General features: G+C 34.1%; 28 protein-coding genes. 10 read left to right on the forward strand and 18 right to left on the reverse strand.

What is annotated here, in order from left to right:
* Window positions 1-31 precede the first annotated feature (31 nt).
* From K7G76_RS09875 to K7G76_RS09885, 3 genes are read right to left on the reverse strand one after another with little or no spacing between them, the layout of a single operon-like run.
* The gene (locus K7G76_RS09875) at window positions 32-1,213 is read right to left on the reverse strand and encodes a peptidylprolyl isomerase (protein ID WP_223034033.1); all 1,182 of its coding nucleotides are present in this window, start codon (window positions 1,211-1,213) and stop codon (window positions 32-34) included.
* Between the two features lie 48 nt (window positions 1,214-1,261).
* Window positions 1,262-1,801 (reverse strand): gliding motility-associated peptidyl-prolyl isomerase GldI, encoded by a 540-nt coding sequence (gldI, locus tag K7G76_RS09880; protein WP_223034034.1) that lies wholly within the window; start codon window positions 1,799-1,801, stop codon window positions 1,262-1,264.
* Window positions 1,798-2,814 carry a DHH family phosphoesterase gene (locus K7G76_RS09885; protein WP_223034035.1) on the reverse strand — a complete coding sequence of 339 codons (1,017 nt, stop codon included), beginning with the start codon at window positions 2,812-2,814 and terminating at the stop codon, window positions 1,798-1,800. Before K7G76_RS09885 ends, gldI begins: the two co-directional genes overlap by 4 nt.
* A gap of 87 nt (window positions 2,815-2,901) precedes the next feature.
* Between K7G76_RS09885 and K7G76_RS09890 the strand changes: the two genes are divergently transcribed.
* Entirely contained in the window at window positions 2,902-3,321 is a 420-nt protein-coding gene (locus tag K7G76_RS09890; RefSeq protein WP_223034036.1) for a nucleoside-diphosphate kinase, read from the forward strand.
* A 56-nt stretch (window positions 3,322-3,377) separates the two neighbouring features.
* Here K7G76_RS09890 and K7G76_RS09895 read toward each other — a convergent pair whose 3' ends face one another.
* From K7G76_RS09895 to recF, 3 genes are read right to left on the reverse strand one after another with little or no spacing between them, the layout of a single operon-like run.
* Entirely contained in the window at window positions 3,378-3,674 is a 297-nt protein-coding gene (locus K7G76_RS09895) for a DUF721 domain-containing protein (RefSeq protein WP_223034037.1), read from the reverse strand.
* Window positions 3,675-3,688: 14 nt separating this feature from the next.
* Window positions 3,689-4,120, reverse strand: coding sequence for a hypothetical protein (locus K7G76_RS09900; protein ID WP_223034038.1), 432 nt, complete (start codon window positions 4,118-4,120; stop codon window positions 3,689-3,691).
* A complete protein-coding gene (gene recF / locus K7G76_RS09905; RefSeq protein ID WP_223034039.1) occupies window positions 4,101-5,180 on the reverse strand; it encodes a DNA replication/repair protein RecF in 1,080 nt (359 codons plus the stop codon). The genes K7G76_RS09900 and recF overlap by 20 nt, the downstream gene beginning before the upstream one ends.
* Window positions 5,181-5,313: 133 nt before the next feature.
* On the opposite strand from recF, the gene K7G76_RS09910 reads away from it, so the two are divergent.
* The 8 genes from K7G76_RS09910 (at window position 5,314) to K7G76_RS09945 (ending at window position 11,782) form a co-directional block, all read left to right on the forward strand.
* On the forward strand, window positions 5,314-6,087 hold the full coding sequence (locus tag K7G76_RS09910; protein WP_223034040.1) for a tetratricopeptide repeat protein: 774 nt from the start codon (window positions 5,314-5,316) through the stop codon (window positions 6,085-6,087).
* A gap of 25 nt (window positions 6,088-6,112) precedes the next feature.
* Window positions 6,113-6,598, forward strand: a complete 486-nt coding sequence (gene ribH / locus K7G76_RS09915; protein WP_223034041.1) for a 6,7-dimethyl-8-ribityllumazine synthase — start codon at window positions 6,113-6,115, stop codon at window positions 6,596-6,598.
* A 130-nt stretch (window positions 6,599-6,728) separates the two neighbouring features.
* Window positions 6,729-6,935 (forward strand): hypothetical protein, encoded by a 207-nt coding sequence (locus K7G76_RS09920; RefSeq protein WP_223034042.1) that lies wholly within the window; start codon window positions 6,729-6,731, stop codon window positions 6,933-6,935.
* A gap of 10 nt (window positions 6,936-6,945) precedes the next feature.
* A complete protein-coding gene (locus K7G76_RS09925; RefSeq protein WP_223034043.1) occupies window positions 6,946-7,230 on the forward strand; it encodes a riboflavin synthase subunit beta in 285 nt (94 codons plus the stop codon).
* A complete protein-coding gene (mutL, locus tag K7G76_RS09930) occupies window positions 7,230-9,083 on the forward strand; it encodes a DNA mismatch repair endonuclease MutL (RefSeq protein ID WP_223034044.1) in 1,854 nt (617 codons plus the stop codon). Before K7G76_RS09925 ends, mutL begins: the two co-directional genes overlap by 1 nt.
* 11 nt (window positions 9,084-9,094) lie before the next feature.
* Window positions 9,095-9,868, forward strand: coding sequence for a rhomboid family intramembrane serine protease (locus tag K7G76_RS09935; RefSeq protein ID WP_223034163.1), 774 nt, complete (start codon window positions 9,095-9,097; stop codon window positions 9,866-9,868).
* Window position 9,869: 1 nt separating this feature from the next.
* The gene (locus tag K7G76_RS09940) at window positions 9,870-10,754 is read left to right on the forward strand and encodes a rhomboid family protein (RefSeq protein ID WP_223034045.1); all 885 of its coding nucleotides are present in this window, start codon (window positions 9,870-9,872) and stop codon (window positions 10,752-10,754) included.
* 2 nt (window positions 10,755-10,756) lie between these two features.
* Entirely contained in the window at window positions 10,757-11,782 is a 1,026-nt protein-coding gene (locus K7G76_RS09945) for an endonuclease/exonuclease/phosphatase family protein (RefSeq protein ID WP_223034046.1), read from the forward strand.
* On the opposite strand, the gene K7G76_RS09950 is transcribed toward K7G76_RS09945, so the two are convergent.
* The 8 genes from K7G76_RS09950 to K7G76_RS09985 form a co-directional block, all read right to left on the reverse strand.
* Window positions 11,771-12,079, reverse strand: a complete 309-nt coding sequence (locus K7G76_RS09950; protein ID WP_223034047.1) for a DUF6122 family protein — start codon at window positions 12,077-12,079, stop codon at window positions 11,771-11,773. The two genes, K7G76_RS09945 and K7G76_RS09950, sit on opposite strands and share 12 nt — an antisense overlap.
* Window positions 12,076-12,699 (reverse strand): WbqC family protein, encoded by a 624-nt coding sequence (locus K7G76_RS09955; protein ID WP_223034048.1) that lies wholly within the window; start codon window positions 12,697-12,699, stop codon window positions 12,076-12,078. Before K7G76_RS09955 ends, K7G76_RS09950 begins: the two co-directional genes overlap by 4 nt.
* 8 nt (window positions 12,700-12,707) lie before the next feature.
* The gene (gene lepB, locus K7G76_RS09960; RefSeq protein ID WP_223034049.1) at window positions 12,708-14,303 is read right to left on the reverse strand and encodes a signal peptidase I; all 1,596 of its coding nucleotides are present in this window, start codon (window positions 14,301-14,303) and stop codon (window positions 12,708-12,710) included.
* Window positions 14,304-14,369: 66 nt separating this feature from the next.
* Window positions 14,370-15,071, reverse strand: coding sequence for a 4-hydroxy-tetrahydrodipicolinate reductase (gene dapB / locus K7G76_RS09965; RefSeq protein ID WP_223034050.1), 702 nt, complete (start codon window positions 15,069-15,071; stop codon window positions 14,370-14,372).
* Between the two features lie 2 nt (window positions 15,072-15,073).
* Window positions 15,074-15,664 carry a DUF5683 domain-containing protein gene (locus K7G76_RS09970; protein ID WP_369412200.1) on the reverse strand — a complete coding sequence of 197 codons (591 nt, stop codon included), beginning with the start codon at window positions 15,662-15,664 and terminating at the stop codon, window positions 15,074-15,076.
* The gene (locus tag K7G76_RS09975) at window positions 15,654-16,559 is read right to left on the reverse strand and encodes a ParB/RepB/Spo0J family partition protein (protein WP_223034051.1); all 906 of its coding nucleotides are present in this window, start codon (window positions 16,557-16,559) and stop codon (window positions 15,654-15,656) included. The genes K7G76_RS09970 and K7G76_RS09975 overlap by 11 nt, the downstream gene beginning before the upstream one ends.
* A gap of 2 nt (window positions 16,560-16,561) precedes the next feature.
* Window positions 16,562-17,326, reverse strand: coding sequence for a ParA family protein (locus K7G76_RS09980; protein WP_223034052.1), 765 nt, complete (start codon window positions 17,324-17,326; stop codon window positions 16,562-16,564).
* 111 nt (window positions 17,327-17,437) lie between these two features.
* Window positions 17,438-18,322, reverse strand: a complete 885-nt coding sequence (locus tag K7G76_RS09985; protein WP_223034053.1) for an SDR family oxidoreductase — start codon at window positions 18,320-18,322, stop codon at window positions 17,438-17,440.
* A gap of 113 nt (window positions 18,323-18,435) precedes the next feature.
* On the opposite strand from K7G76_RS09985, the gene K7G76_RS09990 reads away from it, so the two are divergent.
* Window positions 18,436-21,204 carry a M16 family metallopeptidase gene (locus tag K7G76_RS09990; protein ID WP_223034054.1) on the forward strand — a complete coding sequence of 923 codons (2,769 nt, stop codon included), beginning with the start codon at window positions 18,436-18,438 and terminating at the stop codon, window positions 21,202-21,204.
* Between the two features lie 87 nt (window positions 21,205-21,291).
* Here the strand turns inward: K7G76_RS09990 and K7G76_RS09995 are convergent, their stop codons facing one another.
* From K7G76_RS09995 to K7G76_RS10010, 4 genes are all read right to left on the reverse strand, one after another.
* Entirely contained in the window at window positions 21,292-21,933 is a 642-nt protein-coding gene (locus K7G76_RS09995) for a YIP1 family protein (RefSeq protein WP_223034055.1), read from the reverse strand.
* 61 nt (window positions 21,934-21,994) lie between these two features.
* A complete protein-coding gene (locus tag K7G76_RS10000; RefSeq protein ID WP_223034056.1) occupies window positions 21,995-22,501 on the reverse strand; it encodes a hypothetical protein in 507 nt (168 codons plus the stop codon).
* Between the two features lie 91 nt (window positions 22,502-22,592).
* Window positions 22,593-23,330, reverse strand: a complete 738-nt coding sequence (locus K7G76_RS10005) for an acetolactate decarboxylase (RefSeq protein WP_255572986.1) — start codon at window positions 23,328-23,330, stop codon at window positions 22,593-22,595.
* Window positions 23,331-23,478: 148 nt separating this feature from the next.
* Window positions 23,479-23,751 carry a hypothetical protein gene (locus K7G76_RS10010; RefSeq protein ID WP_223034057.1) on the reverse strand — a complete coding sequence of 91 codons (273 nt, stop codon included), beginning with the start codon at window positions 23,749-23,751 and terminating at the stop codon, window positions 23,479-23,481.
* Window positions 23,752-23,810: the final 59 nt, after the last annotated feature.

Raw genomic sequence — 23,810 nt, forward strand, 5'->3', positions numbered from 1 at the left:
CGAGCTGCTTTTTTTATGATTTTGATTTTAGTTATTTTATACCAACCAATTCAATATCAAAAATAACATTGGCATTAGGCGGAATTGGTCCTGAACCTTGTGCTCCCCAACCTAAATACGATGGAATAAACACACGAACTTTATCACCAACATTCATATTAAGCATAGCTTCCCTAAACCCAGGAACTGTTCTGGAAGTTGCATTATAGGCGTCTTCTAGTGGTTTATAGCCACCTTGTTTGTCACGCTGTTCGTTATATACATTGTTCTCTTTAGCTACATCTACCCAACTTGTGTCGAACAAACGGCCATCTTCAAAATAACCTGCATAATTCAGTAAAACACGATCTGCACTACTTGGCTTTTCACCGTTGCTTTCGTTTATATAAATCATAATTACACCTGTGTCTAGTTTTTTAACTGGTCCAGGTAAATCACTATTGTTTTCAAGAAAAGCTTCTGCCGCTTTTGCTGCAGATTCTTTAACCTTTTGCTCGGCTTCAGCTTTAATTGCTGCTAATTTTTCTGCTAGTTTTTCTGATTCTTCAGTAAAAACTTTTGGTGCATCAAAAGCTTTAGCATCGGCACCTTTTCTAATAATATTTACTTCTTGAATAACAACATCTTCAATAGGCTTGTTATTGGACTTATTAACTTCTACATTTGAAATGGTATCTTGTACTTCTAATCCTATAACCAATTCTCCAAAAACATTATGACAGCCAACCCTTGGGTTTTCACAATTCTTTAAACTTCCATTGGCGTCTAAACCATCTAGCCAAGGTGTTGGTACTTCTGTAATAAAAAACTGACTCCCATTCGTGTTTACACCTCTATTTCCCATAGACAGTACACCTGGCTTATCGTGTCTTAAATTTGGGCTAAACTCATCTCCAAATGTATAACCTGGTCCGCCAGCTCCTGTGCCTAAAATATCACCACCTTGAATCATGAATTTATCCATAACACGATGAAACGTTAAACCATTGTAAAAAGGCTTTCCTTTTAATGAGTCGGCAACTTTTGGATGTGAGCCTTCTGAAAGGGATACAAAATTGGCAACCGTTACAGGTGCTTCTGTGTAAAACAGTTTGGCAACCATAGTGCCTTTGTTAGTTACTATTTCTGCATACAAGCCATCTTCTAAATCTGGATATTTTTCTTGTCCGCATGATGTTAGACTTAACAAGAGTGTTAGGACTAGTAATTTCATTGTTTGTTTGAGTAATTTCATACTGATAAATTAATTATTTGAATAGGTTTATTTATTTGGGTTAATTGTATGTACGGTTACATCACAAATTATAGGAACATTGGTGCCTATTTTATTTTCATCGCCATAGTAGCCATAAGCTTTTTGTGAAGGGAATAGAAAAGTGGCCGATTCGCCAGCCCTCATAAGCTTTAAACCTTCGCGTAAACCGCTAAATAATTCTTGTTTGTCCATTATATAGCGCTGCGTTTTTAAGTCGCCTTTAGAATAGATAATTTCTCCATTACTGGTTTTTACATTATAATCGAAAACTACTGTATCTCCAAATGAAGGTGTTATTAAGGAATCGCTCACACGATTTTTAAAACTATACCAAAACCCATTTTCTGAAGCTTCGTAATTTTTAGTCGTATCTGCTTCCATTAGGTCTTGAAACATGAGTTCTTCTCTCTCATTAAGTTGAATATTACGTGCGACCGATTTATCGATAAACGACCCTGATTTAGCAGAAATAGGCCTACGTGCTTCAGGAGATTTACAGGCAGTAAAAACTAGAAGTAACAATATTATATATGTTAAAGGTTTCATGAATTTAGGGCATTGTTATAGTTTGGTAATATACTAATAAATTTTTCAATGGTTTTTTGTAAATCCAATTCGCTTCGTCCACCAGCTGCATTGGTATGTCCGCCACCATCAAAATGAGCTCGTGCAAATTCGTTTACTGAAAAATCACCTTTAGAACGCAACGAGATTTTTATGATATTCTGCTGCTGGTCCTCAATAAAAATGGCTGCAAAAATTATATTATTCAGTGATAAACCATAATTAACAAAACCTTCGGTATCACCTTTTTTAAAGTTATATTTATTTAATTCTTCTTGCGATAAGGTAATGTAGGCTGTTTTGAACTCTGGAATGACTCTTAAATTTGTTAACGCACAACCTAATAATTGTAAACGGTCATAAGAGTTGGTGTCGTAAATGGCATTGTGAATTTCGGCGTGATTAGCACCATAATCTATAAGTGCTGCTGCAATACGATGGGTTTGGCTTGTTGTAGATGGAAACCTAAAGGAACCTGTATCGGTCATAATACCAGTATAAAGACAAGAGGCGATATCAGCATCAATTTTGTCAGTATAACCAAGCATTTCAAAAAAGTTGTAAACCATTTCGCAGGTAGAACTCATAGCAACATCAGAGTACATATATTGAGCATAATCGTCTGGTTGTTGATGGTGATCTATCATAATTTTAATGGCACGACTTTCTTGCAGTGCAAATTCCATATCACCGGCTCTGTTAAGTGCATTAAAATCTAAAGTAAAAATGATATTAGCATGCTCAATAAGTTTGTTGCAAACATTAGCTTGCGTATCAAATTTAAGAACGGTATTATCACTAGGTAACCATTTTAAAAAATCGGGATAATCATTTGGTGCAATTACTGTTACATCATGATTGAATTTTTTTAAAAAATGGTATAGTCCCAACGTAGAGCCCATAGCATCACCATCAGGGTTTTTGTGTGGAACAATCACGATTTGTTTTGGCGACTGTAATAAAACCTTTACCTCTTGTATTGCCTGTTCTGTCATAGGGCACGAATATACAATTTTTTAATATCGCTTAATATTGTTTTTCTTAAGAAATGCATTACTTTTGCACTCAAATTAAAAAAACAAATGGCAACAAATAGAACATTTACAATGCTTAAGCCAGATGCTGTTGAAAAAGGACACATTGGTGCAATATTAGAAAAAATTACAGCTTCAGGTTTCAGAATCGTAGCTATGAAATTAACACAAATGACAACTGCAGATGCACAGGAGTTTTATGCAATTCACAAAGAGCGTCCTTTTTTTGGTGAACTAGTAGAATATATGACTCGTGGTCCTATTGTAGCAGCTATTTTAGAAAAAGACAATGCTGTTGAAGACTTTAGAACATTAATAGGGGCTACTAACCCTGCTGATGCTGCTGAAGGAACTATTAGAAAATTATATGCAGCTTCTATTGGAGAAAATGCTGTACATGGTAGTGATAGTGATGAAAATGCAGCTATTGAAGGTGCGTTTCATTTTGCAGGGCGCGAGATGTTTTAAGACTTATAAAATATTCAATACACGAAGAAGCCTGAATTTATTCAGGCTTTTTTAGTTTAACGTAGCACCAGTTTTTTAATTAATATTTTACCTAAACTTTCATTTAACATTTCAATTATTTTCTGTTTGCCATAGCTTAATTCTTCACGCAAAACACTGGAACTTAACTGAACATAAAGAATATCACCTTTTAGCTGAATAGCCGTAGTATAATTATTTACACCATTTCCCATCATGTTTTTCCAGGCATCTTGAACATTTACGGCATCTAAACCTTTTTCCAGTCTATTGGTTTCAACAAACTCTTTAAGGGCTTCAGCCATATTTAAATTATCATTGTTGCGTTTTGCCATTTTTGTAATGTGTTTTACTCGATGTTTATGGGTTGATACCGTACGTAGGAATAAATAGCTCCTCTTTTATTGCTAACAACTAATTCGCTTTCAGATAATTTCAAAATCGTTTCTTTCCACGAATCAAAAGGAGTTTGATAATATACATTTACACTATCGTTTTCCAATTTAATTTCAAAGCGTTCAGAATCTTTTGAGGTTTCAAAATAGCCACTAAAATTAGGCTTCATTTTTTTCCTAATACCAAATACGCTATCGGTTAAAGATAAAAAATCTACGGTGTCACTAAACGTATATTCCTTTTTTGTGCCATCCTTAAAGGTAACCGATTTAATTTCCCAATAGCCATCCAGATGTGATAAATCAACATTGTTTTTTAATGAACAACTAGCCATTAAGCTCAATGCTACGATAAAAACGGTTTGCTTAAAGTTTAAATATTTCATAGGACTGGTGAACGTGTTTTACGGCTTCTTCTGTACGGTCGGCATGAGTATCACTTATAAAAAGTTGACCAAAATTTTCATCGTCGACTAATTTTAAAATCTGTGCAACACGATTTTCATCTAATTTATCAAAAATATCATCTAATAGCAAAATTGGGTTTGTGCCTTTTTGTGCTTTAATAAAATCAAATTGCGCCAATTTTAGAGCTATTAAATACGATTTCTGCTGCCCTTGGCTTCCAAATTTTTTAATGGGATGTTCGGCAATCTGAAAATTTAAATCGTCTTTATGAACTCCTACTGATGTATATTGTAGGGCACGATCTTTAGAAATCTGTTCCTTTAAAAGCTTATCAAGTGTATCGTGTTCTAAATCGCTTTCGTAAATCAAGTTAACAGATTCCTTACCTCCACTAATAGCCTCGTAACGTGATTTAAAAATAGGGATAAAGGTTTTTAAAAACCGTTTTCTTTTTTCAAAAATGTGCTGTCCAAAGATGTTTAATTGTTCGTTGTAAACAGCTAAAGTATCAGTGTTGAAGGTTTGATTAGCAGCGAAATACTTTAATAGGGCATTACGTTGCGAAACCGTTTTGTTGTATTTAATTAAGTGTTCCAGATATACTTTATCACTTTGTGAAATAACACTGTCTATAAATTTTCGTCTAGTAGAACTGCCCTCAATTATTAAATCGCGATCGGCAGGAGAAATGATTACCAAAGGTAAAAAACCAATATGGTCACTAAACTTATCGTAAACTTTATTGTTACGTTTTATAACTTTTTTTTGACCCCGCTTTAGACTGACAACAATTTTTTCGGTACTATCGTTTTTTTCGTATTCACCATTAATTACAAAAAAGGATTCATCGTGTTTAATATTTTGGGATGACACCGGATTAAAATAACTTTTACCAAAGGATAAATGAAAAATGGCATCTAATGCATTAGTCTTTCCAACACCATTATTTCCAACAAAGCAGTTTATTTTATCATTAAAAGTGAATGAAACACTATCAAAGTTTTTATAGTTAAGAAGAGATAACGATTTTAAAATCATGAATCTAGAACTAATTGAAGCAATTTTTAGAAAATTCGGTAAACGGTTGTGCAAATTATTGAAAAATAACAAATAAATACCCTTTTAAATCTAAAGAAAAATTATATTTTTGCGGCGCATAAATTTTAAATACATGGCAACGTACAAGAAGAGAGGATATAAACCTAAAACCAAAGTTGAGAAAGAGCATGAGATTGAAGATCACTCAACAACGGCTGAAGTATTTAACACACTAGATGAAACAGCTTCAAAAACTGAAGATTGGGTTATTAAAAACCAAAAGTACATTTTTGTAATTATTGGTGTGGTGGCTGCTGTGGTTCTAGGTTATTTAGGTTATAACGAATTTATAGCAAAACCAAAGCAAAGTGAGGCCATGAACGATATGTTCCGTGCTCAAAAATTCTACGACCAAGCTATAACGAATCCTACCGATAAAGATTCTTTATTCAATTTAGCTTTAAATGGAGGTGAAGGTAAGTTTGGTATGTTGGATATTATTTCTGAATACAATGGTACACAAGCTGCTAACATTGCAAACTACTATGCTGGAATGGCTTATTTAAACATGAAAGACTACAAAAATGCAGTATCATATTTAGGTGATTTTTCTAGCGATGATGAAGTTTTAGCACCAATGGCAAAAGGTGGAATAGGTGATGCCTTTGTGCAATTAAACCAACAAGAAGATGCTTTGGGCTATTATGAGCAAGCTGCATCCATGCGTTCTAACGATTTTACAACGCCAATGTATTTATACAAAGCTGGAATTGTGGCTATGGAGTTAGGTAAAACAGATGCTGCCCTTAAGCACTTTGAAAATATTAAGGAAAATTACCCAGAGTCAACCGAGGCTGCAAATATTGATGTATTTATAGGAAAAGCTAAAGCGTTGGCCAGCAAATAATTTACCGAGTATTCGGCAAGTATATATGGCAACTGCAAATAAAAATTTATCAGATTACGATAAGACAACAATCCCAAATGCGAAAAATTTTCGGTTTGGGATTGTTGTTTCTGAATGGAATGATACCATAACCGAAGGCCTTTATCAAGGCGCTTACAATACGTTGATCAAACATGGTGTTCCACCAGAGCATATTACACGTGCCAATGTGCCAGGAAGTTATGAGCTAATTTTTGGTTGCAAGAAAATGCAACAACACTATGTCGATGCTGTTATTGCTATAGGTAGCGTTATTCAAGGAGAAACAAAGCACTTCGATTTTGTTTGCGATGCCGTTTCGCAGGGTATAAAAGATTTAAACGTGCTACACAACATTCCGGTTATTTTCTGTGTGTTGACAGACAACACCATGCAACAAGCTATAGACCGCTCTGGAGGTAAACACGGAAACAAAGGAACCGAAGCTGCTGTTGCCGCCATTAAAATGGCCCATTTAAATCAGAATAACTAAACTTCAATTTTCTGTTTACAATACCTAGTTTAAGCAATTCTTCCTGTTGTTAACAATTTTTGGCAGTTTGAACTTTATGTTTGCCCGTAATTTCAGTATTTTTGAAAGGTATCTGCTTAAATAGTTACCATTGGCAAAGCAAAAACGAAGTTTTAATTATAAACCTAGATTTCAAGATAAAAATCACGATATAGATCAAGCCGATTTGCAGACAAAATGGCAAGATTTAAAACAAACGCGTAAGCGTAAAAACAGTTTCTTGACATCGCCATTGTTTTTGGTCTTGTTTTTGATTGCTATGTTGGTATTAATTTACATTTTAAGCCAATACGAATAAAACTAATATCATGGGGATTTTTAAAACACGACAAAATAAAAAGTTTAGTTATACACCACGGCACTACCAAGGCGATGGAAATCCTTATGAAATAAAGCATAAGTTTGACGATTTTAGAACAACAGTAGGCAGTAATAAAGGATTAAAGGCCAAATTAAATAATGCTTTAAACGATTATCGTCATAATTCAGATAAAACTGCAAATAAGCGTGTTTTAATAATCATAGCGGTTCTTGTTCTTCTCTTTTTAGTATTTATTGGATTCGATTTGTCAATTTTCTTTTCAAATAACTAATGGCAGATATCATTCAACTATTACCCGATCATGTTGCTAACCAAATTGCTGCAGGAGAAGTGGTTCAACGTCCAGCTTCTGTAGTTAAGGAACTACTTGAAAATGCTATTGATGCACGGGCGACACAGATTAAATTGCTAATTAAAGATGCTGGAAAAACACTTGTGCAAGTTATTGATAATGGCTGCGGAATGAGTGTAACCGATGCGCGGTTGAGTTTTGAGCGACATGCTACATCAAAAATCCGCTCGGCTGAAGATTTATTTCAACTGCATACCAAAGGATTTCGTGGTGAGGCTCTGGCTAGTATTGCTGCTATTGCTCATGTTGAACTTAAATCGCGTCAAGAAAATGATGAGGTGGGTACGCAAATAGAAATTGAGGGTAGTGAGGTGAAGTCTCAAGATGTTGTAGTAACTCCTGTAGGAACTTCTATAGCAGTAAAGAATTTGTTTTATAATATTCCAGCTAGACGAAACTTTTTAAAGTCAAATCCTGTAGAATTGCGCCATGTGATTGATGAATTTCATCGTGTTGCATTGGCACATCCTACTATTGGGTTTACTATGTATCATAATGGAAGTGAGGTTTTTAATCTACCCGAAAGCAATTATAGGCAACGTATTGTAAATATTTTTGGGAATAAGACTAATGAAAAATTAGTACCCGTAAATGAAGATACCGAAGTGTTAAAAATATCTGGTTTTGTAGGGAAACCTGAATATGCCAAAAAAACACGTGGCGAACAGTTTTTCTTTGTCAATAATCGTTTTATCAAAAGTGCGTATTTAAATCACGCTATAAATTCAGCATTTGATGGTTTGTTACGAGAGGGAACACATGCCAGTTATTTTTTGAATCTAGAAGTTGACCCTAAATCTATTGATATAAATATCCATCCAACTAAAACAGAAATTAAGTTTGATGATGAACATACACTTTATGCATTATTGCGTTCAGCTGTAAAGCATAGTTTAGGTCAGTTTAGCATTGCTCCTGTATTGGATTTTGATCGTGATGCAAATTTAGATACACCGTATTCGTATAAAAATAAATCAGTACAAACGCCAAGTGTAGAAGTCGATAGGTCGTTTAACCCCTTTCAGGAAGAATCCGTTTCAAAAACCACCTCTAGATCGAACTACACCAAACAACCAGTAGCAAGTTGGGAGGGTTTATATGTAGATTTAGAGTCAAAAAGCACAAAGTCCCCAAAAGACTTTAGCGAAATTCAATTGGAAAGTGAAGAGCATACACCCAGTATGTTTACTGACAGTTCTAAGTTAGAATCTAAACATACTACATATCAACTTCATAAAAAATATATTATTAGCCCTATAAAATCAGGTATGCTAATAATAGACCAAAATAGAGCTCACCAACGGGTTCTATACGAAGAGTTTTTAAAGCACATAACCATAAAAGAGAGTGTGAGTCAACAATTGTTATTTCCTGTTCAGGTGTTCTTTTCGCCAGAAGAGATTAATTGTATTGAACAAGTAAAACAAGATTTGGAACACACAGGTTTTGTGTTTACCCATTTTAAGGATGACCATATTGAAATTTCGGGTATACCTGTTAATGTACCTGCACAGGAGGTTTCAATAATATTGGAACGTTTAATAAGTGACATTCAAAATGAAGTGCCAGATACAAATTTTAGTGCAACAGATTTGTTAGCCAAATCTATGTCCAAAAGTTTGGCTATAAAGGCGGGTCAACAATTAACAAGAACAGAGCAGGAACATTTGGTTAATAGTTTGTTTGGATGTAAGGAACCTAATATGTCTCCTACCAACAAGCCTACGTTTATTACGATGGATATGAATGAATTAGAAAATAAATTTATTTAGTAAAGCATATGATGAATTCAATGACAGATACCGTAAAGCACTTACTTATAATAAATGTTGTTATGTTTATTGGTACACTAACTGTTGGAGGTGCGCCAATTGGTAGTAACGAGTTGTTTTACGAGTGGTTTGCCTTGCATTTTCCACAAAACGAAATGTTTAAGCCCTGGCAAATTATAACACATATGTTTATGCATGGTGGTTTTATGCATATTTTCTTTAATATGTTTGCTTTATGGATGTTTGGTACAGCTGTTGAGCAGCGATTTGGTAGTAAAAAGTTTTTGTTTTTCTACATATCCTCTGGACTTGGTGCAGCCTTGTTAATGATTGGGTATTACTATTTTCAGTTTTATTCCGGTATGTCTGTGTTAAATGAAGCTGGTCTTGACCAAGCACAAACTATGAGTACTTTAAAATCGGGATATAATATGTATGATACACGTTGGACTCAACATTTAAGCCAAGAGCAACTGCAGAACTTTGTTGGTGTTTTTAATAGTACTATGGTTGGTGCATCTGGAGCTATTATGGGTGTTTTAGTGGCCTTTGGAATGCTCTATCCAGAATCTAAACTTATGCTCATATTTTTACCAATTCCCATAAAAGCGAAATATTTTATTCCTGGTATTATTGGGTTAGATTTGATTTCGGCACTTACAGGTCAATCGTTTTTCAGCCCAAGCAACACAGCATATATGGCACATATTGGCGGTGCATTAACCGGATTTTTAATTATGTGGTATTGGAAGAAAACGCAGTTTAATAAAAATAGATGGAATTAATATGACATCGCTTAATCACGACATACAAGACAAATTAAAACGCCTTAATGTTTTTGAAAAGCTTATAGTGGTCAACTTGGTTGTGTTTATTATAGCCTTGTTGTTAAGAAATGTTTTCAGCTTAAGTCTTAATTGGTTTGAACTACCTAGTGCTTTTAGCGATTTTATTTTGCAACCTTGGACAGTTGTTACATACGCCTTTGTACATTACGATTTTTGGCACTTTGCTTTCAATATGCTGTGGCTGTATTTTATAGGCAATATGTTTTCCAATTTGTTTAATGCCAAAATGGGCTTGAATGTTTATTTTTTGGGAGCCATTTTTGGCGGATTACTTTTTCTTTTAGGGTATAATATGTTTCCAGACCTATTTCCAAATAAATCGCGATTGGTTGGTGCCTCGGCTGCTGTAAGAGCATTATTAATATTCCTTTGTGCCTATATGCCTAAAATGGAAGTTCGGTTTTTTACATTCAATATAAAGCTATGGTATATAGGTGTTGCAATTGTCATTTTTGATGTTTTGGGCGTGTTTGCCGGAATTAAAGATCCAATATTAGGCAATGCAGGAGGCAATTTAGCACATCTTGGAGGTGCGTTGTTGGGTTATTTTTATGCCAAGCAGCTATTGAAAGGTCAGGATATAGGCAAAGGTTTTGAAAAAATGATGGATAGCCTGTCTAGCCTCTTTAAAAAACGTGAGAAGTCAAATTTAAAAACAGTTCATCGTAAAAAACCTGGAAAGGTAGCAGGCTATACTAAAGCGGAATTTAACGAGTTTAATAAGCAAAAGAAGATTGATTTAATTTTAGATAAGATAAGTAAGAGCGGTTATGATAGTTTGACTGCTGATGAGAAGGAATTCTTATTTAAAGCTGGTAAGTAAGTATGAAAAACTTAAAGCTAATAGACAAAATTATTTACCTTATTAACGGTCTGTTGGCATTTATGTTATTGTTATCGTATTGCTTGCCGTTAGTTCCTCCAAAAACTTTCCCCATACTGTCTGTATTGAGTTTGGGTGTACCATTTCTTATTATTATAAACATTATTTTTTTCTTCTATTGGCTAGTTAAACTAAAAAAACAGCTATCTATTTCTTTTGTGGTACTGCTAATAGGCTATTTCGCTTTCGGATCACTTTATAAGTTTTCAAATTCTGAATATGCAAAAAGCAGTAATGATTTAGAAGTGATGAATTACAACGTCCGACTTTTCAATTTATACGATTGGATTCCAGAGAAAGATATGGTAGGTGAAATGACCAATCTTATAAAAAAACAAAACCCAGATGTTTTAAGCATTCAGGAGTTTCATCCGCATAATGATTTAGATTTATCGTTTTTCAAGTATAAATTTGAAAAGCTTTCTGGTAAAAAGGTCAAATATGGTCAGGCCATTTTTTCGCAGTATCCTATAATTAATTCGGGTTCTATAGAATTTCCAAACACCTCCAATAATGCTATATTTATTGATATTGTAAAACATGAAGATACCTTGCGAATATATAATATACACTTGCAATCTATGCGTATAGATGCTAATGTTGACAAGTTAAAACAAGAAGATTCTGAACGCTTATTTAAACGTGTTGAACGTACATTTGAAATGCAGCAATCTCAAGCGGAATTGTTTTTAGAGCACAAGACTAAATGTCCATATCAAATGATAATTTGTGGTGATTTCAATAACACGTCATTTTCCTATGTTTACAATGCCATTCGTGGCGATTTGGTTGACACATTTAAGGAATCTGGCAATGGATTTGGAAGAACTTATGATTTTAAATTTTTTCCCATTCGAATTGATTTTATTTTAAGCGATCCATCGTTTGAAGTTAAAGACTTCAAAACATTTGACGAACACTATTCTGATCATTATCCCATTTCAGCCACTTTACAATTACATCAATAAACAATCGGCTGTATCGGCAATAATATGGCAAACCAAACCTAGTCCAATTAATCGGGTTTGTTTTGGGAATAATAGTAGAATATAAATTGCTATCGCCCAATATGAATGTAAGGGATGAAAATTAATACTACATCTATTCGGGTCAAATATAGGGGTGGCCAAAAGGTGATCTAAATCAATCAACATGCCTGCAATCATAATCGCATAAGCCATGATAACTTTCTTGGGATAAAATTTTAAAGCTATAAATAGCGGAAGTAAAACATGTAAACCGTAGTGAACTAAAACCTGTGTCATAGTTCTAAAAGTGACTGGTTTTGCAAGTAATTTAACGTATTTGGTCCTTCATTAAACAATAAGTCAAGGATACTTAAATTGCTAATAAAGCCATGCTTGTCATTAAAAACTTGAGTATAGGGTTCAAAATGTTTTGGCTTTTCCTGTTTAGCATTCACCAGATGACGATAATCTAACTTGTTAGCCACTGTTTTTTCATACACTTCTGTTTTTGAAATAGATAATTCAAGTTGTAGGCAGTCACAAATAGTTTTAAAACACTTTAAGTTAAAATCTAATAGAAACTCAACCTGGGTTTGATAAAGTGGAGCAATGTCATCTTCATAAAATTCAAAAAAAGGGGAGGTGCGATATGCAGACTCTAGCGATTTCCAATGGTTTAATTGCCATTTTTCAGCATTGTAAACCCTGACATCGCGATATTTTTGACGTTTCTTTTGTGTATGGATTACAGGAATATTGAGCGATAACTTGCCATTGGCACCATAAATATACGCACGGTTTCTATACGTCTGTTTCTGGAAGTTGTCATCCATTTCAAAACAAACCGTATCAGCTTGTATAATAGCAGCAAAGTGTGCTATATTGGATAAATAAGTTGGATGGATGAGTATATCCATATAACAAATTAGCTATTCGCTTTTTTATGTTTACGCCATTTGCTGAAACCAAACCAACCCGCTAGTAAGATTAAAAATGGAATAAAGTAAGATGTTGGTTTTCCACTACCATTTACTGTGGTAAACAAGCGTTCCCAACGAATTTTTTCTTTAATACCTTTGCCGTTTGTATTCCAACTCATCCAAATAAATACAGGCTTACCCACAACATGATCGAATGGTACAAATCCCCAAGACCTTGCATCTAAAGAGTTGTGGCGGTTATCACCCATTAACCAGTAATAGTCTTTTTCAAACGTATAAGAATTGGCCAATTCACCATTAATAAATATTTGATTGCCTTTAACTTGTAAGGTGTTGTTTTCGTATTCCGTAATAATGCGTTTATAGAGTGGGAGCACATCTAAATTGAGTTTTACGGTAACTCCTGCTTTTGGTATATAAAGCGGACCTAGCCAATCATTATTCCAACTGTAATTTGGGTCGTGAGGAAATACACTTGTTTCGCGTTCACCTTTTTCACGTTTTAAAGGCTCAATACTTTTTACATTAGGATGATTTTTAAATTTATCAAGACTTTCTTGGCAAATACCTGGAAAGTAACTCATGGAATAATCCTGATTGTACTGTGGAAAGTCTGTAATATTATAGCGGTTAGCCAATAAATAGTTATTAAATGGCCCGTTTTTTGTTTCTACTTTATATGAAAATTGAGGCTTGGCACGATCGGGCAATACGTTTTGCTTACCATTAATATAAACATAACCATCACGAACCTCAAGCGAATCTCCAGGTAAGCCTACGCAGCGCTTAACATAGTTGGTTTTTTTATCTATAGGTTTGTAATAATTTCTATCGGCTTGCTTGTACATATTGTATAAGGTATCTACAGGCCAGTTAAACACTACAATATCGTTATGCTCGATTTCCTGAAACCCAGGCATACGCATGTAGGGTAATGAGAATTTATTGATAAACGAAGTATTCTTTTTGTTCACATCATCATCATATAAATACGATTTTTTATTTAAAATAGGAATCGTGTCATGTACCATAGGTGCTGAAACAGCTGTCATAGGCACTCGTGCACCATAATGAAACTTACTTACAAATAAGAAATCACCTACCAATAATGATTTTTCTAGCGACGATGTCGGTATAGTGTACGGTTGAATAAAATAGGTATGTACAATAGTAGCGGCTACAATGGCAAATAGAATAGAGCTTACCCAATCTCCAGCTGCAGATTGAGGGTGTAAACTTCTATCTTTTACGTGTTCAACATCTAGAGCGTAGTTAATGTAGTAGTTATAAAAGCCTAATGTTATAATAGCGAGAATAGTATCGGTAGTAGAATTTTTACCAAAACTTCTAGCGGTTTCAACCCATATTACGGGAAACATAATAAGGTTCACAATAGGAAGGAATAATAAAATAGTCCAATACCAAGGGCGATTAATAATCTTCATTAGTACTACCGCATTATATATCGGTACAAATGCTTCCCAAGCTTGACGATTGGCCTTTTGGTAGAGTTTCCAAGTTCCTAAACCATGTATGATTTGAATACTTATAAATACGATTAACAATTCAGTAAATGTCATATTCGTTTATTTTTATTGTTATAATTAGTTTGCTTAAGCAACCAATTGTTACAAGTTTATGTTTAATTAACCAATGTTTAACACATCTTTCATGCTAAACACACCAGTTTTACCCAATAACCATTCGGCAGCAATAACAGCACCTAATGCAAAACCTTCTCTATTATGGGCCACGTGTTCTATTTTTATACTATCGGTTTCGCTACTATAATTAATACTGTGAGTACCTGGTACATCAGGAATACGTTTTGCATTAATAGGTAAGGCTTTTTCTTCAGATGATTCCAAACTCCATTTGGAGTAGTCGTCATGCTCATTAATAATACTTTCGGCTAAAGTAATGGCAGTACCGCTAGGCGCATCTAATTTTTGGGTATGATGAATTTCCTCCATTGAAACTTTATAATCAGATAAGCCATTCATCATTTTGGCCAGTTGTTTATTGAGTTCGAAAAAAATATTAACGCCTAAACTAAAATTAGAAGCATAAATAAAAGCACCATCATGTTCGCGGCAAAAACGTAGGGCATCCTGATAATTATGAAGCCAACCTGTTGTTCCTGAAACGATGGGGATATTATGCTTAAAACAATTTATAATATTGTAAAAGGCTGCATCAGGTACGCTAAAGTCTATGGCAATATCTGCTTGAGTAATATCATATCCACCTTCTTCAGAGGTTTTAATAACGATATCATGTCCGCGACTTATTGCAATTTTTTCAATGGTTTTGCCCATTTTACCGTAGCCTAACAATGCAATTTTCATGTTTAAAATTTAAAATTAAAGGTTAATCCTAAATCACCACTATTATCAAATTCGTTGATTTTATAATGTGGTTTAAACGATAAATTATCGTCTACGTTAAACTGTAATAAATGGGCATCAACATTAGCATCAATAATATTCAATACATAAATACCAATGGTTACCAACAATGAAATTTCTTGATTTCGCTGTAAGGTTTTTTGGGCTTCTATTAAGCCGGAATCTGTAATGGTGCCATAAAACTCATCATCAGTAAAACCTGCTAAACGCCTTTTATAGGCGTCGCGATACCGGTCATACTCTTTACCATTATCAAAATAAAAATACAGACCCGTACCAAGCGCTGCATAAACTATAGGTATTTTCCAATACTTTTTATTATAGGCTTGTCCTAAACCAGGAATTACCGCAGAATAGAAAGCTGCTCGTGAAGGTGCTAAAGGGTCTATTGGGTCTGTAACAACAGTTCCAGATTCCACAACGAGCGATTCATTAGATTTTTTTTGTTTTTTATCCTCTTTACCATCTTGTGCAAAAGAAGGAAGAGAACAAAACAACATGAAAACAATTGCTATTGCGAATCTATTTAGCACGCTTAATAAGTTTTATTATACGATTAAAATCTTCTTCTGAATGGAACGGTATACTTATATTGCCCTTTCCATTGGCAGAAGCTTTAATGCTAATTTTATGACCAAAAAAATCTGAAAATTCCTTGATACCTTTTTTTACAAATTTAGGAGGTTCAACAGTGTTCTTTTCATGTTTTTTAGGGTTTTCATCATTCTGAAGTGATCGCACCAAAGCCTCTGTATCTCGAACAGATAATTTATTTGTAATAATTTGTTCGTAGATATCTAGTTGTGTGCTTTGGTCTTCAATATTTATAATGGCACGACCATGACCCATTGAAATAAACCCATCACGCATGCCTGTTTGGATAATGGGATCCAACTTTAGTAAGCGCAAATAATTAGCTATAGTTGAACGTTTTTTTCCAACACGTTCACTCATTTGTTCTTGAGTCAGATTAATTTCGTCTATTAAACGCTGATAGGATAAAGCAATTTCAATAGGATCTAAATCTTGGCGCTGGATATTTTCAACAAGGGCCATTTCTAACGATTCCTGATCGTTGGCAATTCTTATGTAAGCCGGAATGGTTTCGAGGCCTATTAATTTTGAAGCCCTAAAACGACGCTCTCCAGAAACTAATTGAAATTTATTGAACTCCAGTTTTCTTACCGTTATAGGTTGAATAACACCTAATTCTTTAATTGAGGAGGCTAATTCCCTTAAAGTTTCTTCATTAAAGTTCGTTCGTGGTTGAAACGGATTTATTTCAATACTATCAATATCTAACTCAACAATATTGCCAACAACTTTATCGGCATTTTTGTCTTGAGCAGAATTTATGTCGTTAGATGGATCTTTTAATAATGCTGAAAGTCCACGTCCTAATGCTTGTTTCTTCGTTGCCTTCGCCATAATTAGGAGTTTTTATTAATAATTTCTTTAGCCAAACTTAAATAATTACTGGCACCTTTACTACTGGCATCGTAATTTATAATGTTTTCACCATAACTTGGAGCTTCGCTTAAACGCACATTGCGCTGAATTATGGTTTGAAAAACCATATCGTTAAAATGCTTTTGCACTTCTTCTACAACTTGATTAGAAAGGCGTAAACGCGAATCGTACATGGTTAGCAATAACCCTTCAATATCCAACTTTGGATTATGGACTTTTTGTACACTTTTTATAGTGTTTAACAATTTCCCTAACCCTTCTAATGCAAAATATTCACATTGAATAGGTATAATTACTGCATCAGAAGCTGTCAAGGCATTTAAAGTTAATAAACCTAAAGAAGGTGCGCAATCAATTAATACATAATCGTAATCTTCTTTAATGTCTTCTAGTGCCTTTTTAAGCATATACTCGCGTTCGTCTTTATCAACTAGCTCAATTTCAATAGCTACTAAATCTATATGAGCAGGTATGATATCTAGATTTGGAGTAGAGGTTTGTACAATGGCTTCTTTGGCGTTATTGGTATGTTCCAATAACTGGTAGGTTCCAATTTCAACGGTTTCAACATCTATGCCCAAACCCGATGTCGCATTGGCTTGAGGATCGGCATCTATTAGTAATACTTTTTGTTCGAGTACACCTAGTGAAGCAGCTAAATTTACAGAAGTGGTGGTTTTTCCAACACCTCCTTTTTGGTTAGCAATTGCTATTATTTTACCCATTAATCGATTTGGTTTAAATACGCGTAAAAATACAATTATTTGTGGGTTTAGAAAACGTAAGTTGTTAACAAACGTTAAACTGTTGTGGCTTAATATTTAGCTAGTTTTAAACTACGATTTTTTCTTGTTACTGCGAATCATTTGTTCCAGTTGATCCCACATGTTTTGTGGTATATCTTCTAGCAAGTTAAACTCTCCTGCACCTTTTAGCCATTCACCGCCATCAATAGTGATAACCTCTCCGTTGATATAGCTTGAAAAATCGGAAACGAGATAGGCAGCCAAATTAGCTAATTCCTGATGATGACCTACACGATTTAAGGGCACTTTTTTAGCCATGTCAAACTTATCTTTTAAATTGCCGGGCAATAACCTATCCCAAGCACCTTTTGTAGGGAATGGTCCAGGTGCAATAGCATTAAAGCGCATGCCGTATTTTGCCCATTCAACAGCTAAACTTCTGGTCATAGCTAAAACTCCTGCTTTTGCTGCGGCGCTAGGTACAACGTAAGCAGAACCCGTCCAAGAATATGTGGTAACAATATTAAGTACAGTGGTATTGGTATATTTTGTGTCAATCCAATATTTCCCAATAGCAAGTGTACAGTTTTTTGTGCCCTTTAAAACAATATCTATTATGGTATCAAAAGCATTGGCCGATAAGCGTTCTGTTGGCGAAATAAAATTTCCGGCAGCATTATTTAAAAGTACATCAATTTGTCCAAATTTGGCAATAACAGCATCACGCATGTTTTCAACCTCATTATAATATCTAACATCACATTGTAATGGGAGACAAACTCCTCCAGTTTCTTTTTCTAATTCGGCAGCAGTATTTTCAAGTTTTTCGAGGTTTCTAGACGTAATGGCAACTTGAGCACCAAGTTCCAAAAAATATTTGGTCATGGCTTTTCCCAATCCGCTACCTCCACCTGTAACGATAATTGTTTTTCCTTTTAAGGCATCATCTCGTAGCATTTTCCCTTTGTAATCCATAAGTTTTCAATTTATGTAAATGTAATTATTTATTGATTAAAAAGATTGTTTTTAAAATTCAAAAAAATACAAACGAGATGTTTTATCTTTATAGTCTTAATCAATAATCTATTATGAAAAAATTAAACAATCTATTCAAAAGCTTACTAGTTGTTCTGTTGTTGTTTAGTGTTTCTGTTGATGGAAATGCTCAAATTAAACAAACGGCAAGTGTAGAAGGTATTACTGAATATATGATGGATAACGGTTTAAAAGTTTTACTGTTTCCAGATAATTCAGCTCAAACCATTACAGTGAACATTACCTACAAAGTAGGGTCAAGACATGAAGGTTATGGCGAGAAAGGTATGGCTCACTTATTGGAGCACATGGTTTTTAAAGGTACACCTAACCACCCTAACATTCCAGAAGAATTAACAGCACATGGTGCCAGACCTAATGGTACCACATGGTATGACCGTACCAACTATTATGAAACGTTTAATGCTACTGATGAAAATTTGGAGTGGGCATTAGATTTGGAAGCAGACAGAATGGTGAATTCTTATATAGCTAATGAAGATTTGCAATCAGAATTTACGGTAGTACGAAACGAGTTTGAAAGTGGAGAAAACTCACCGTCTGGAGTTTTAATGAAAAATGTAATTAGTTCAGCGTATTTATGGCATAATTACGGACAATCGACCATTGGAAACCGTTCAGATATTGAGCGTGTGCCGATTGAAAATTTACAGGCTTTTTACAAAAAATATTACCGTCCAGATAATGCCGTGCTTATGGTAACAGGTAAGTTTGATAAGGACAAGACTTTAGCATTAATTCAGGAGAAATTTAGTGGATTAGAAAATCCTGCTGTTGCATTAAGAGATATTCCAACCATTGAACCACCACAAGATGGTGAAAGACGTGTGGAGTTAAGCCGTGTAGGGGATTTACAAATTGCCTCGGCATTATACCACATACCAGCAGGATCTCATGAAGATTATGCTGCTATGGCAATTGCGGAAGAAGTTTTGACCGATAACCCTTCAGGGCGTTTGTACAAGGCTTTGGTTGATGAGAAAAAGGCTTCCAGTTTATACTCTTTCTCGCCATTTACCAAAGAACCATCATTCTTATATGTAAACGTAAATGTGCCTTCAGATAAGTCTTTACAGGTAGCCGAAGAAACCCTATTGAGTGTGTTGGATAATTTCTCAAAAGAGCCTGTAACAGAAGACGAACTTAAACGAGCTAAAGCTAATCTATTAAAACAAATTGATCAGATATCGAGAAACTCTTCATTTTTAGGCACCTACACAAGTGAGTTTATTGGTGCTGGCGATTGGCGATTAATGTTTATACATCGTGACCGTATTGAGAATATGACTTTAGATAAAGTTAATGCAGCAGTACAGCGCTACTTAATTAATACTAACAGAACTGTAGGACTGTTTAAGCCAACAAAGAATCCTATTCGTGTTGGTATAGAACATACCGAAGGTCTTGAAGATCTTGTGTCAAATTATAAAGGAAAAGAAGGATTTGATGCTGGTGAATCTTTTGATGTATCTTATGATAATATTCAAAACCGTTTAGATTCTGGAGTTTTAGGGCAAGCACCAATTGAGTATGGCTTTATTAAAAAGAATAACCGTGGTGAGACCGTCATGTTAAATTTCACCATTAGAAATGGTAATGTTGACGATTTTATGAATAAAGGTAAAATAGCCAGCTATACGGGTCGTATGCTTAACAAAGGCACAACAACAAAATCAAGACAAGATATTGAAGACGAATTAAGTGCTTTAAAGTCATCGGTTTATATTGGTGGTTCAAACGGTCGTATTAACGCCTCTGTAAACTCAACTGCAGAAAACTTAATCGCAACTTTAGATGTTATGACCGATATGCTAAAGAACCCTATTTTTGATGAAGCTGAATTAGAGAAGCTAAAAACACAAGATTTAGCGAGTTTAGAGCAGAATAAAACCGATCCGCAATTTTTAGCCATTCGTGAAATGGGGTTACTCAATCAAACTTTCCCTAAAGGTCATCCGTTATACAACATGACTATTGATGAAGAAATTGAAGCTATAAAAGCGGTTACTGTAGACGATTTAAAAGCGTATCATAAAGAATTTTATGGTATTTCAGATAATGCTACGGTAGTATCAATTGGTAATATTGATGAGCAAGTGTTGAAAACCTATTTCAATACAAACTTCAGCGACTTTAAAAATAGTCATAATTATGAACCTATTTTAGATGTGTATACTAAGAACACAGCAGCCAATGAGAGTATAATAACTCCAGATAAAAAGAATGCTATTTCGTTTGGTATGTTGGCTATGGAAGTTAGTCGAGAAGATAAAGATTATGCAGCACTTCAGGTTGCAGGTGAAATTTTAGGTGGCGGATTCTTATCGTCTAGAATTGCCAACAGATTACGCCAACAAGATGGTGTGAGCTATGGAGCAGGAGGCGCTGTAAATGTAGATAACAATAGTAAGGAGAAAAACTCATCAGCTTTTGTATATGCTATTTATGCGCCTGAAAATGCAGCAAAAGTGCAGCAAGGCTTTAAAGAGGAAATTGCCCGCTTTATAGCTGAAGGTATTACGCAAGAAGAATTGGAAACAACAGTTAAAGGTTGGGTTGAAGCACAAAGCGTATCACGTGCTAAAGACAATGAGCTTGCTGGTTTAATTGGTAGTAATTTATATTACAATCGTGATATGACTTTCCAAAAAAATATAGAAGAACAAGTAAAAAGTTTAACTGTAGATGATGTAAATGCAGCTATTAAAAAGTACTTTAAAAATTATGAAGAGTGGACAGTTACCAATGCTGGAGACTTTGAAAGTTTAGAGATTAAAAAAGAAGATAAAAAAGTCGATTAAAGTTCTTTTTACAGTTTTAAAAAGCCAACGCGTTAATAACAAGTTGGCTTTTTTATATCTAAAAGGTAAATCTTATAGCTTTAAGTTCTAACTAAAATAGCTAGCAAATAAAATTATCAAAGCTCCAAACAAGAAAATGTATAACAAGGTTGGTAATATGGCAAACCAAACAGTTGCTAGTTTTTTGTCAACATCGGTTAGGGTTGTAACACCTGTAAAACTTAAATAAATAGAGTGGAATATAAAAAACAACAAAAATAAAATAGAAACGGCATCAAATAACTGAAAGTCTTCAAATGGGTCGTACGGTTTTCTATTTTTTATGGTTTCAACTATACATATAAAAATGATAGTCAGATTTAAGTAAAAATTGGAATACAGATAAAGTCGTCTGGACAGATCAAGATTGCCAGAGCCTTTTGCCCATTTTAGCCTAACATCATAAAACCAGCCACCAATTAAATAGACAATATAGCCTCCGATAGCACCCGCAATTACAGCTGATATCCAAAAGCCAATCCAATCGTTTACAAAGGCAATTTGGTCTAGTTTACCTTTTATATCAAATCGGGTTAATTGTCTATTAGCTTGATCTATGCCATAACCTAAACAGAATATTACAATAGCAGTATTAAAAAAACGGACTTTGGTTTTATCTGAAAATTCGTTTATAAAAAATTGTTTGGGTGTAATTAGTAATGCTTTCCAAAAGTTTAATTGGTCGTTCATTGATGGTTGGTTGTTTATTGTTAATTGTAAGTATATATAAATAATGCTGAAAAAGCGATTTTCAGTCTATCATTTTTTGTTTTTTTGTTTTTATTACAATGTCTCGATGCAAGTTTGGAAAGTACTTTAGCATAGTTTCTTTGTTCTTTCCAGAAGTATCTATAAATGTCCAGTTTTGTCCATCATCATCTGATATTCCTATTAAGGTATATTCAGAAACAATTTTTCCCTTTGGAGTTTGCATTGTTATTATTTGGGTTAAAGAACATTGTAATTCCCCATCTTTTTTAAAAAAATCAGAAGCATTTTTAAAATTCAAGTCTGTAAGAATAAAACCCTCGCTCTTCATTTTTTGCATGCCTTCCTTTGTAGCTTTAACAACATTAGCTTTACCGCCCATCATATCTATAATTTTTGGATGTGTATAATTACTAAAGCTTACGTAATCTTCTGTTAAGAAGAATGTTTTCATTTCTGCAAGTTGAGTATTTAGGTGGGCATTTTCAGTTTGTGAAAAAGAAAAGGTTGAAACAAGTGTAAGGATTAATATCCAAAGGGTTCTGCTCATTGTGTTTGTTTGAAATGGGGTTTAAAGTTACTGTTTTTAAATTGAGTTTGCACGGCATTACTAATATTCCAACCCATGCTTTTGTAAGCGTCTACTTTTCAGGTAAGTACAATTTCATATTTCCAATTTCTAGTTCGTCTAGATGTCCCATTTTACGTTCGTCGATTGTAATTAAATGCATATGTAAAAATGAATCGTGATGTGTGAAAACACCTTTGTGTTCGGTTGAGAAAAAACCGACTATTTCTACAACTTCATTTTTTAATTTATAATTGGTTTGCCCTTGGTGAGCTTCATCTGGAGAGGATACTTTTGTCCCTTCCGGAAGGTTTTGGATATGTATAATAGCACTAGTAGCTTGTCCTACTAACTTAAAAACAAAAGGTCTTTTAAAATCAGCTGTATTTGTATCAATAAAGTTTTCTAAATCTTGAATGGTTTTAATCGAAGCAGGCAAGTTAATTTCATTCCATTCGGTTACGTTACCATAAACAAAGAATGGTGCTGTAACATCAATCTGTTTTTTAACGATCATTGTAGAATCGGAAATTACTTTTGAAACGTAACTTTCACCCTTGTTAATTAACAACTCTCCAGTGAGGTAGCTTTCGGGCCCTAGCCCATAAAGTCCATTTTTATTTGAAATAGTATCAAGGTTTATACTGGCTCCTAATTCGCCCTTCCACATTACATTTTTCATAGCACCTACAATTTTAATATCTGGGTAGGTTTCTGTGTTTTTGGTATGGTTTTCTTTTTGTGTCGAGTTGCAGCTTAATAGCCCGATTGTTAGAAGCCCGAATACTATTCGCTTTATATTTGAAATCATTTTTTTGTTTAATTAAATATTAATTGACAATTTAGGTTTCGATATAGTGCCAAAGAATCTGTAGGATTAATTACACATGTTGTTGTACTTCGTTTTTTTGTTTTATAATATATGTTACACTTAAAATTAGAGATAGTAGAATTAAAATCTATTGTAATAAAATTAGTTTTGATTGTGAAACAGCATCACTGTTTTTACTATATCTATTTTTTTTATTCCAATTAATGTAGTTTATGGCATTTTCTCGAATAAATTCTATATCAGTTGAATTCTTTATTTGATGTATTTGAGAATTTGTAATACCATCATTTTTAGTTCTAAATATATCAATTTGTTTAAAATTATTAACCCAAACATATATTCCAACACCAAAAGAGGAAACTAAAAAAAGTAAAATTAACTTTAATCTAATATTTCTCATATTTTGTATTTATTAGTTCAATATATTCATCATAATGATGTTTAAATTCAGTTTGTATT

It is taken from the genome of Hanstruepera marina (assembly GCF_019880635.1).
Lineage (GTDB): Bacteria > Bacteroidota > Bacteroidia > Flavobacteriales > Flavobacteriaceae > Hanstruepera > Hanstruepera marina.

Excerpts from the sequence above, each read along its gene's own strand:
- K7G76_RS09875 (WP_223034033.1), bottom strand. The coding sequence starts at position 1,213 with ATGAAATTACTAGTCCTAACACTCTTGTTAAGTCTAACATCATGCGGA.
- gldI (WP_223034034.1), bottom strand. The coding sequence starts at position 1,801 with ATGAAACCTTTAACATATATAATATTGTTACTTCTAGTTTTTACTGCC.
- K7G76_RS09885 (WP_223034035.1), bottom strand. The coding sequence starts at position 2,814 with ATGACAGAACAGGCAATACAAGAGGTAAAGGTTTTATTACAGTCGCCA.
- K7G76_RS09890 (WP_223034036.1), top strand. The coding sequence starts at position 2,902 with ATGGCAACAAATAGAACATTTACAATGCTTAAGCCAGATGCTGTTGAA.
- K7G76_RS09895 (WP_223034037.1), bottom strand. The coding sequence starts at position 3,674 with ATGGCAAAACGCAACAATGATAATTTAAATATGGCTGAAGCCCTTAAA.
- K7G76_RS09900 (WP_223034038.1), bottom strand. The coding sequence starts at position 4,120 with ATGAAATATTTAAACTTTAAGCAAACCGTTTTTATCGTAGCATTGAGC.
- recF (WP_223034039.1), bottom strand. The coding sequence starts at position 5,180 with ATGATTTTAAAATCGTTATCTCTTCTTAACTATAAAAACTTTGATAGT.
- K7G76_RS09910 (WP_223034040.1), top strand. The coding sequence starts at position 5,314 with ATGGCAACGTACAAGAAGAGAGGATATAAACCTAAAACCAAAGTTGAG.
- ribH (WP_223034041.1), top strand. The coding sequence starts at position 6,113 with ATGGCAACTGCAAATAAAAATTTATCAGATTACGATAAGACAACAATC.
- K7G76_RS09925 (WP_223034043.1), top strand. The coding sequence starts at position 6,946 with ATGGGGATTTTTAAAACACGACAAAATAAAAAGTTTAGTTATACACCA.
- mutL (WP_223034044.1), top strand. The coding sequence starts at position 7,230 with ATGGCAGATATCATTCAACTATTACCCGATCATGTTGCTAACCAAATT.
- K7G76_RS09935 (WP_223034163.1), top strand. The coding sequence starts at position 9,095 with ATGAATTCAATGACAGATACCGTAAAGCACTTACTTATAATAAATGTT.
- K7G76_RS09940 (WP_223034045.1), top strand. The coding sequence starts at position 9,870 with ATGACATCGCTTAATCACGACATACAAGACAAATTAAAACGCCTTAAT.
- K7G76_RS09945 (WP_223034046.1), top strand. The coding sequence starts at position 10,757 with ATGAAAAACTTAAAGCTAATAGACAAAATTATTTACCTTATTAACGGT.
- K7G76_RS09950 (WP_223034047.1), bottom strand. The coding sequence starts at position 12,079 with ATGACACAGGTTTTAGTTCACTACGGTTTACATGTTTTACTTCCGCTA.
- K7G76_RS09955 (WP_223034048.1), bottom strand. The coding sequence starts at position 12,699 with ATGGATATACTCATCCATCCAACTTATTTATCCAATATAGCACACTTT.
- lepB (WP_223034049.1), bottom strand. The coding sequence starts at position 14,303 with ATGACATTTACTGAATTGTTAATCGTATTTATAAGTATTCAAATCATA.
- dapB (WP_223034050.1), bottom strand. The coding sequence starts at position 15,071 with ATGAAAATTGCATTGTTAGGCTACGGTAAAATGGGCAAAACCATTGAA.
- K7G76_RS09975 (WP_223034051.1), bottom strand. The coding sequence starts at position 16,559 with ATGGCGAAGGCAACGAAGAAACAAGCATTAGGACGTGGACTTTCAGCA.
- K7G76_RS09980 (WP_223034052.1), bottom strand. The coding sequence starts at position 17,326 with ATGGGTAAAATAATAGCAATTGCTAACCAAAAAGGAGGTGTTGGAAAA.
- K7G76_RS09985 (WP_223034053.1), bottom strand. The coding sequence starts at position 18,322 with ATGGATTACAAAGGGAAAATGCTACGAGATGATGCCTTAAAAGGAAAA.
- K7G76_RS09990 (WP_223034054.1), top strand. The coding sequence starts at position 18,436 with ATGAAAAAATTAAACAATCTATTCAAAAGCTTACTAGTTGTTCTGTTG.
- K7G76_RS09995 (WP_223034055.1), bottom strand. The coding sequence starts at position 21,933 with ATGAACGACCAATTAAACTTTTGGAAAGCATTACTAATTACACCCAAA.
- K7G76_RS10000 (WP_223034056.1), bottom strand. The coding sequence starts at position 22,501 with ATGAGCAGAACCCTTTGGATATTAATCCTTACACTTGTTTCAACCTTT.
- K7G76_RS10005 (WP_255572986.1), bottom strand. The coding sequence starts at position 23,330 with ATGATTTCAAATATAAAGCGAATAGTATTCGGGCTTCTAACAATCGGG.
- K7G76_RS10010 (WP_223034057.1), bottom strand. The coding sequence starts at position 23,751 with ATGAGAAATATTAGATTAAAGTTAATTTTACTTTTTTTAGTTTCCTCT.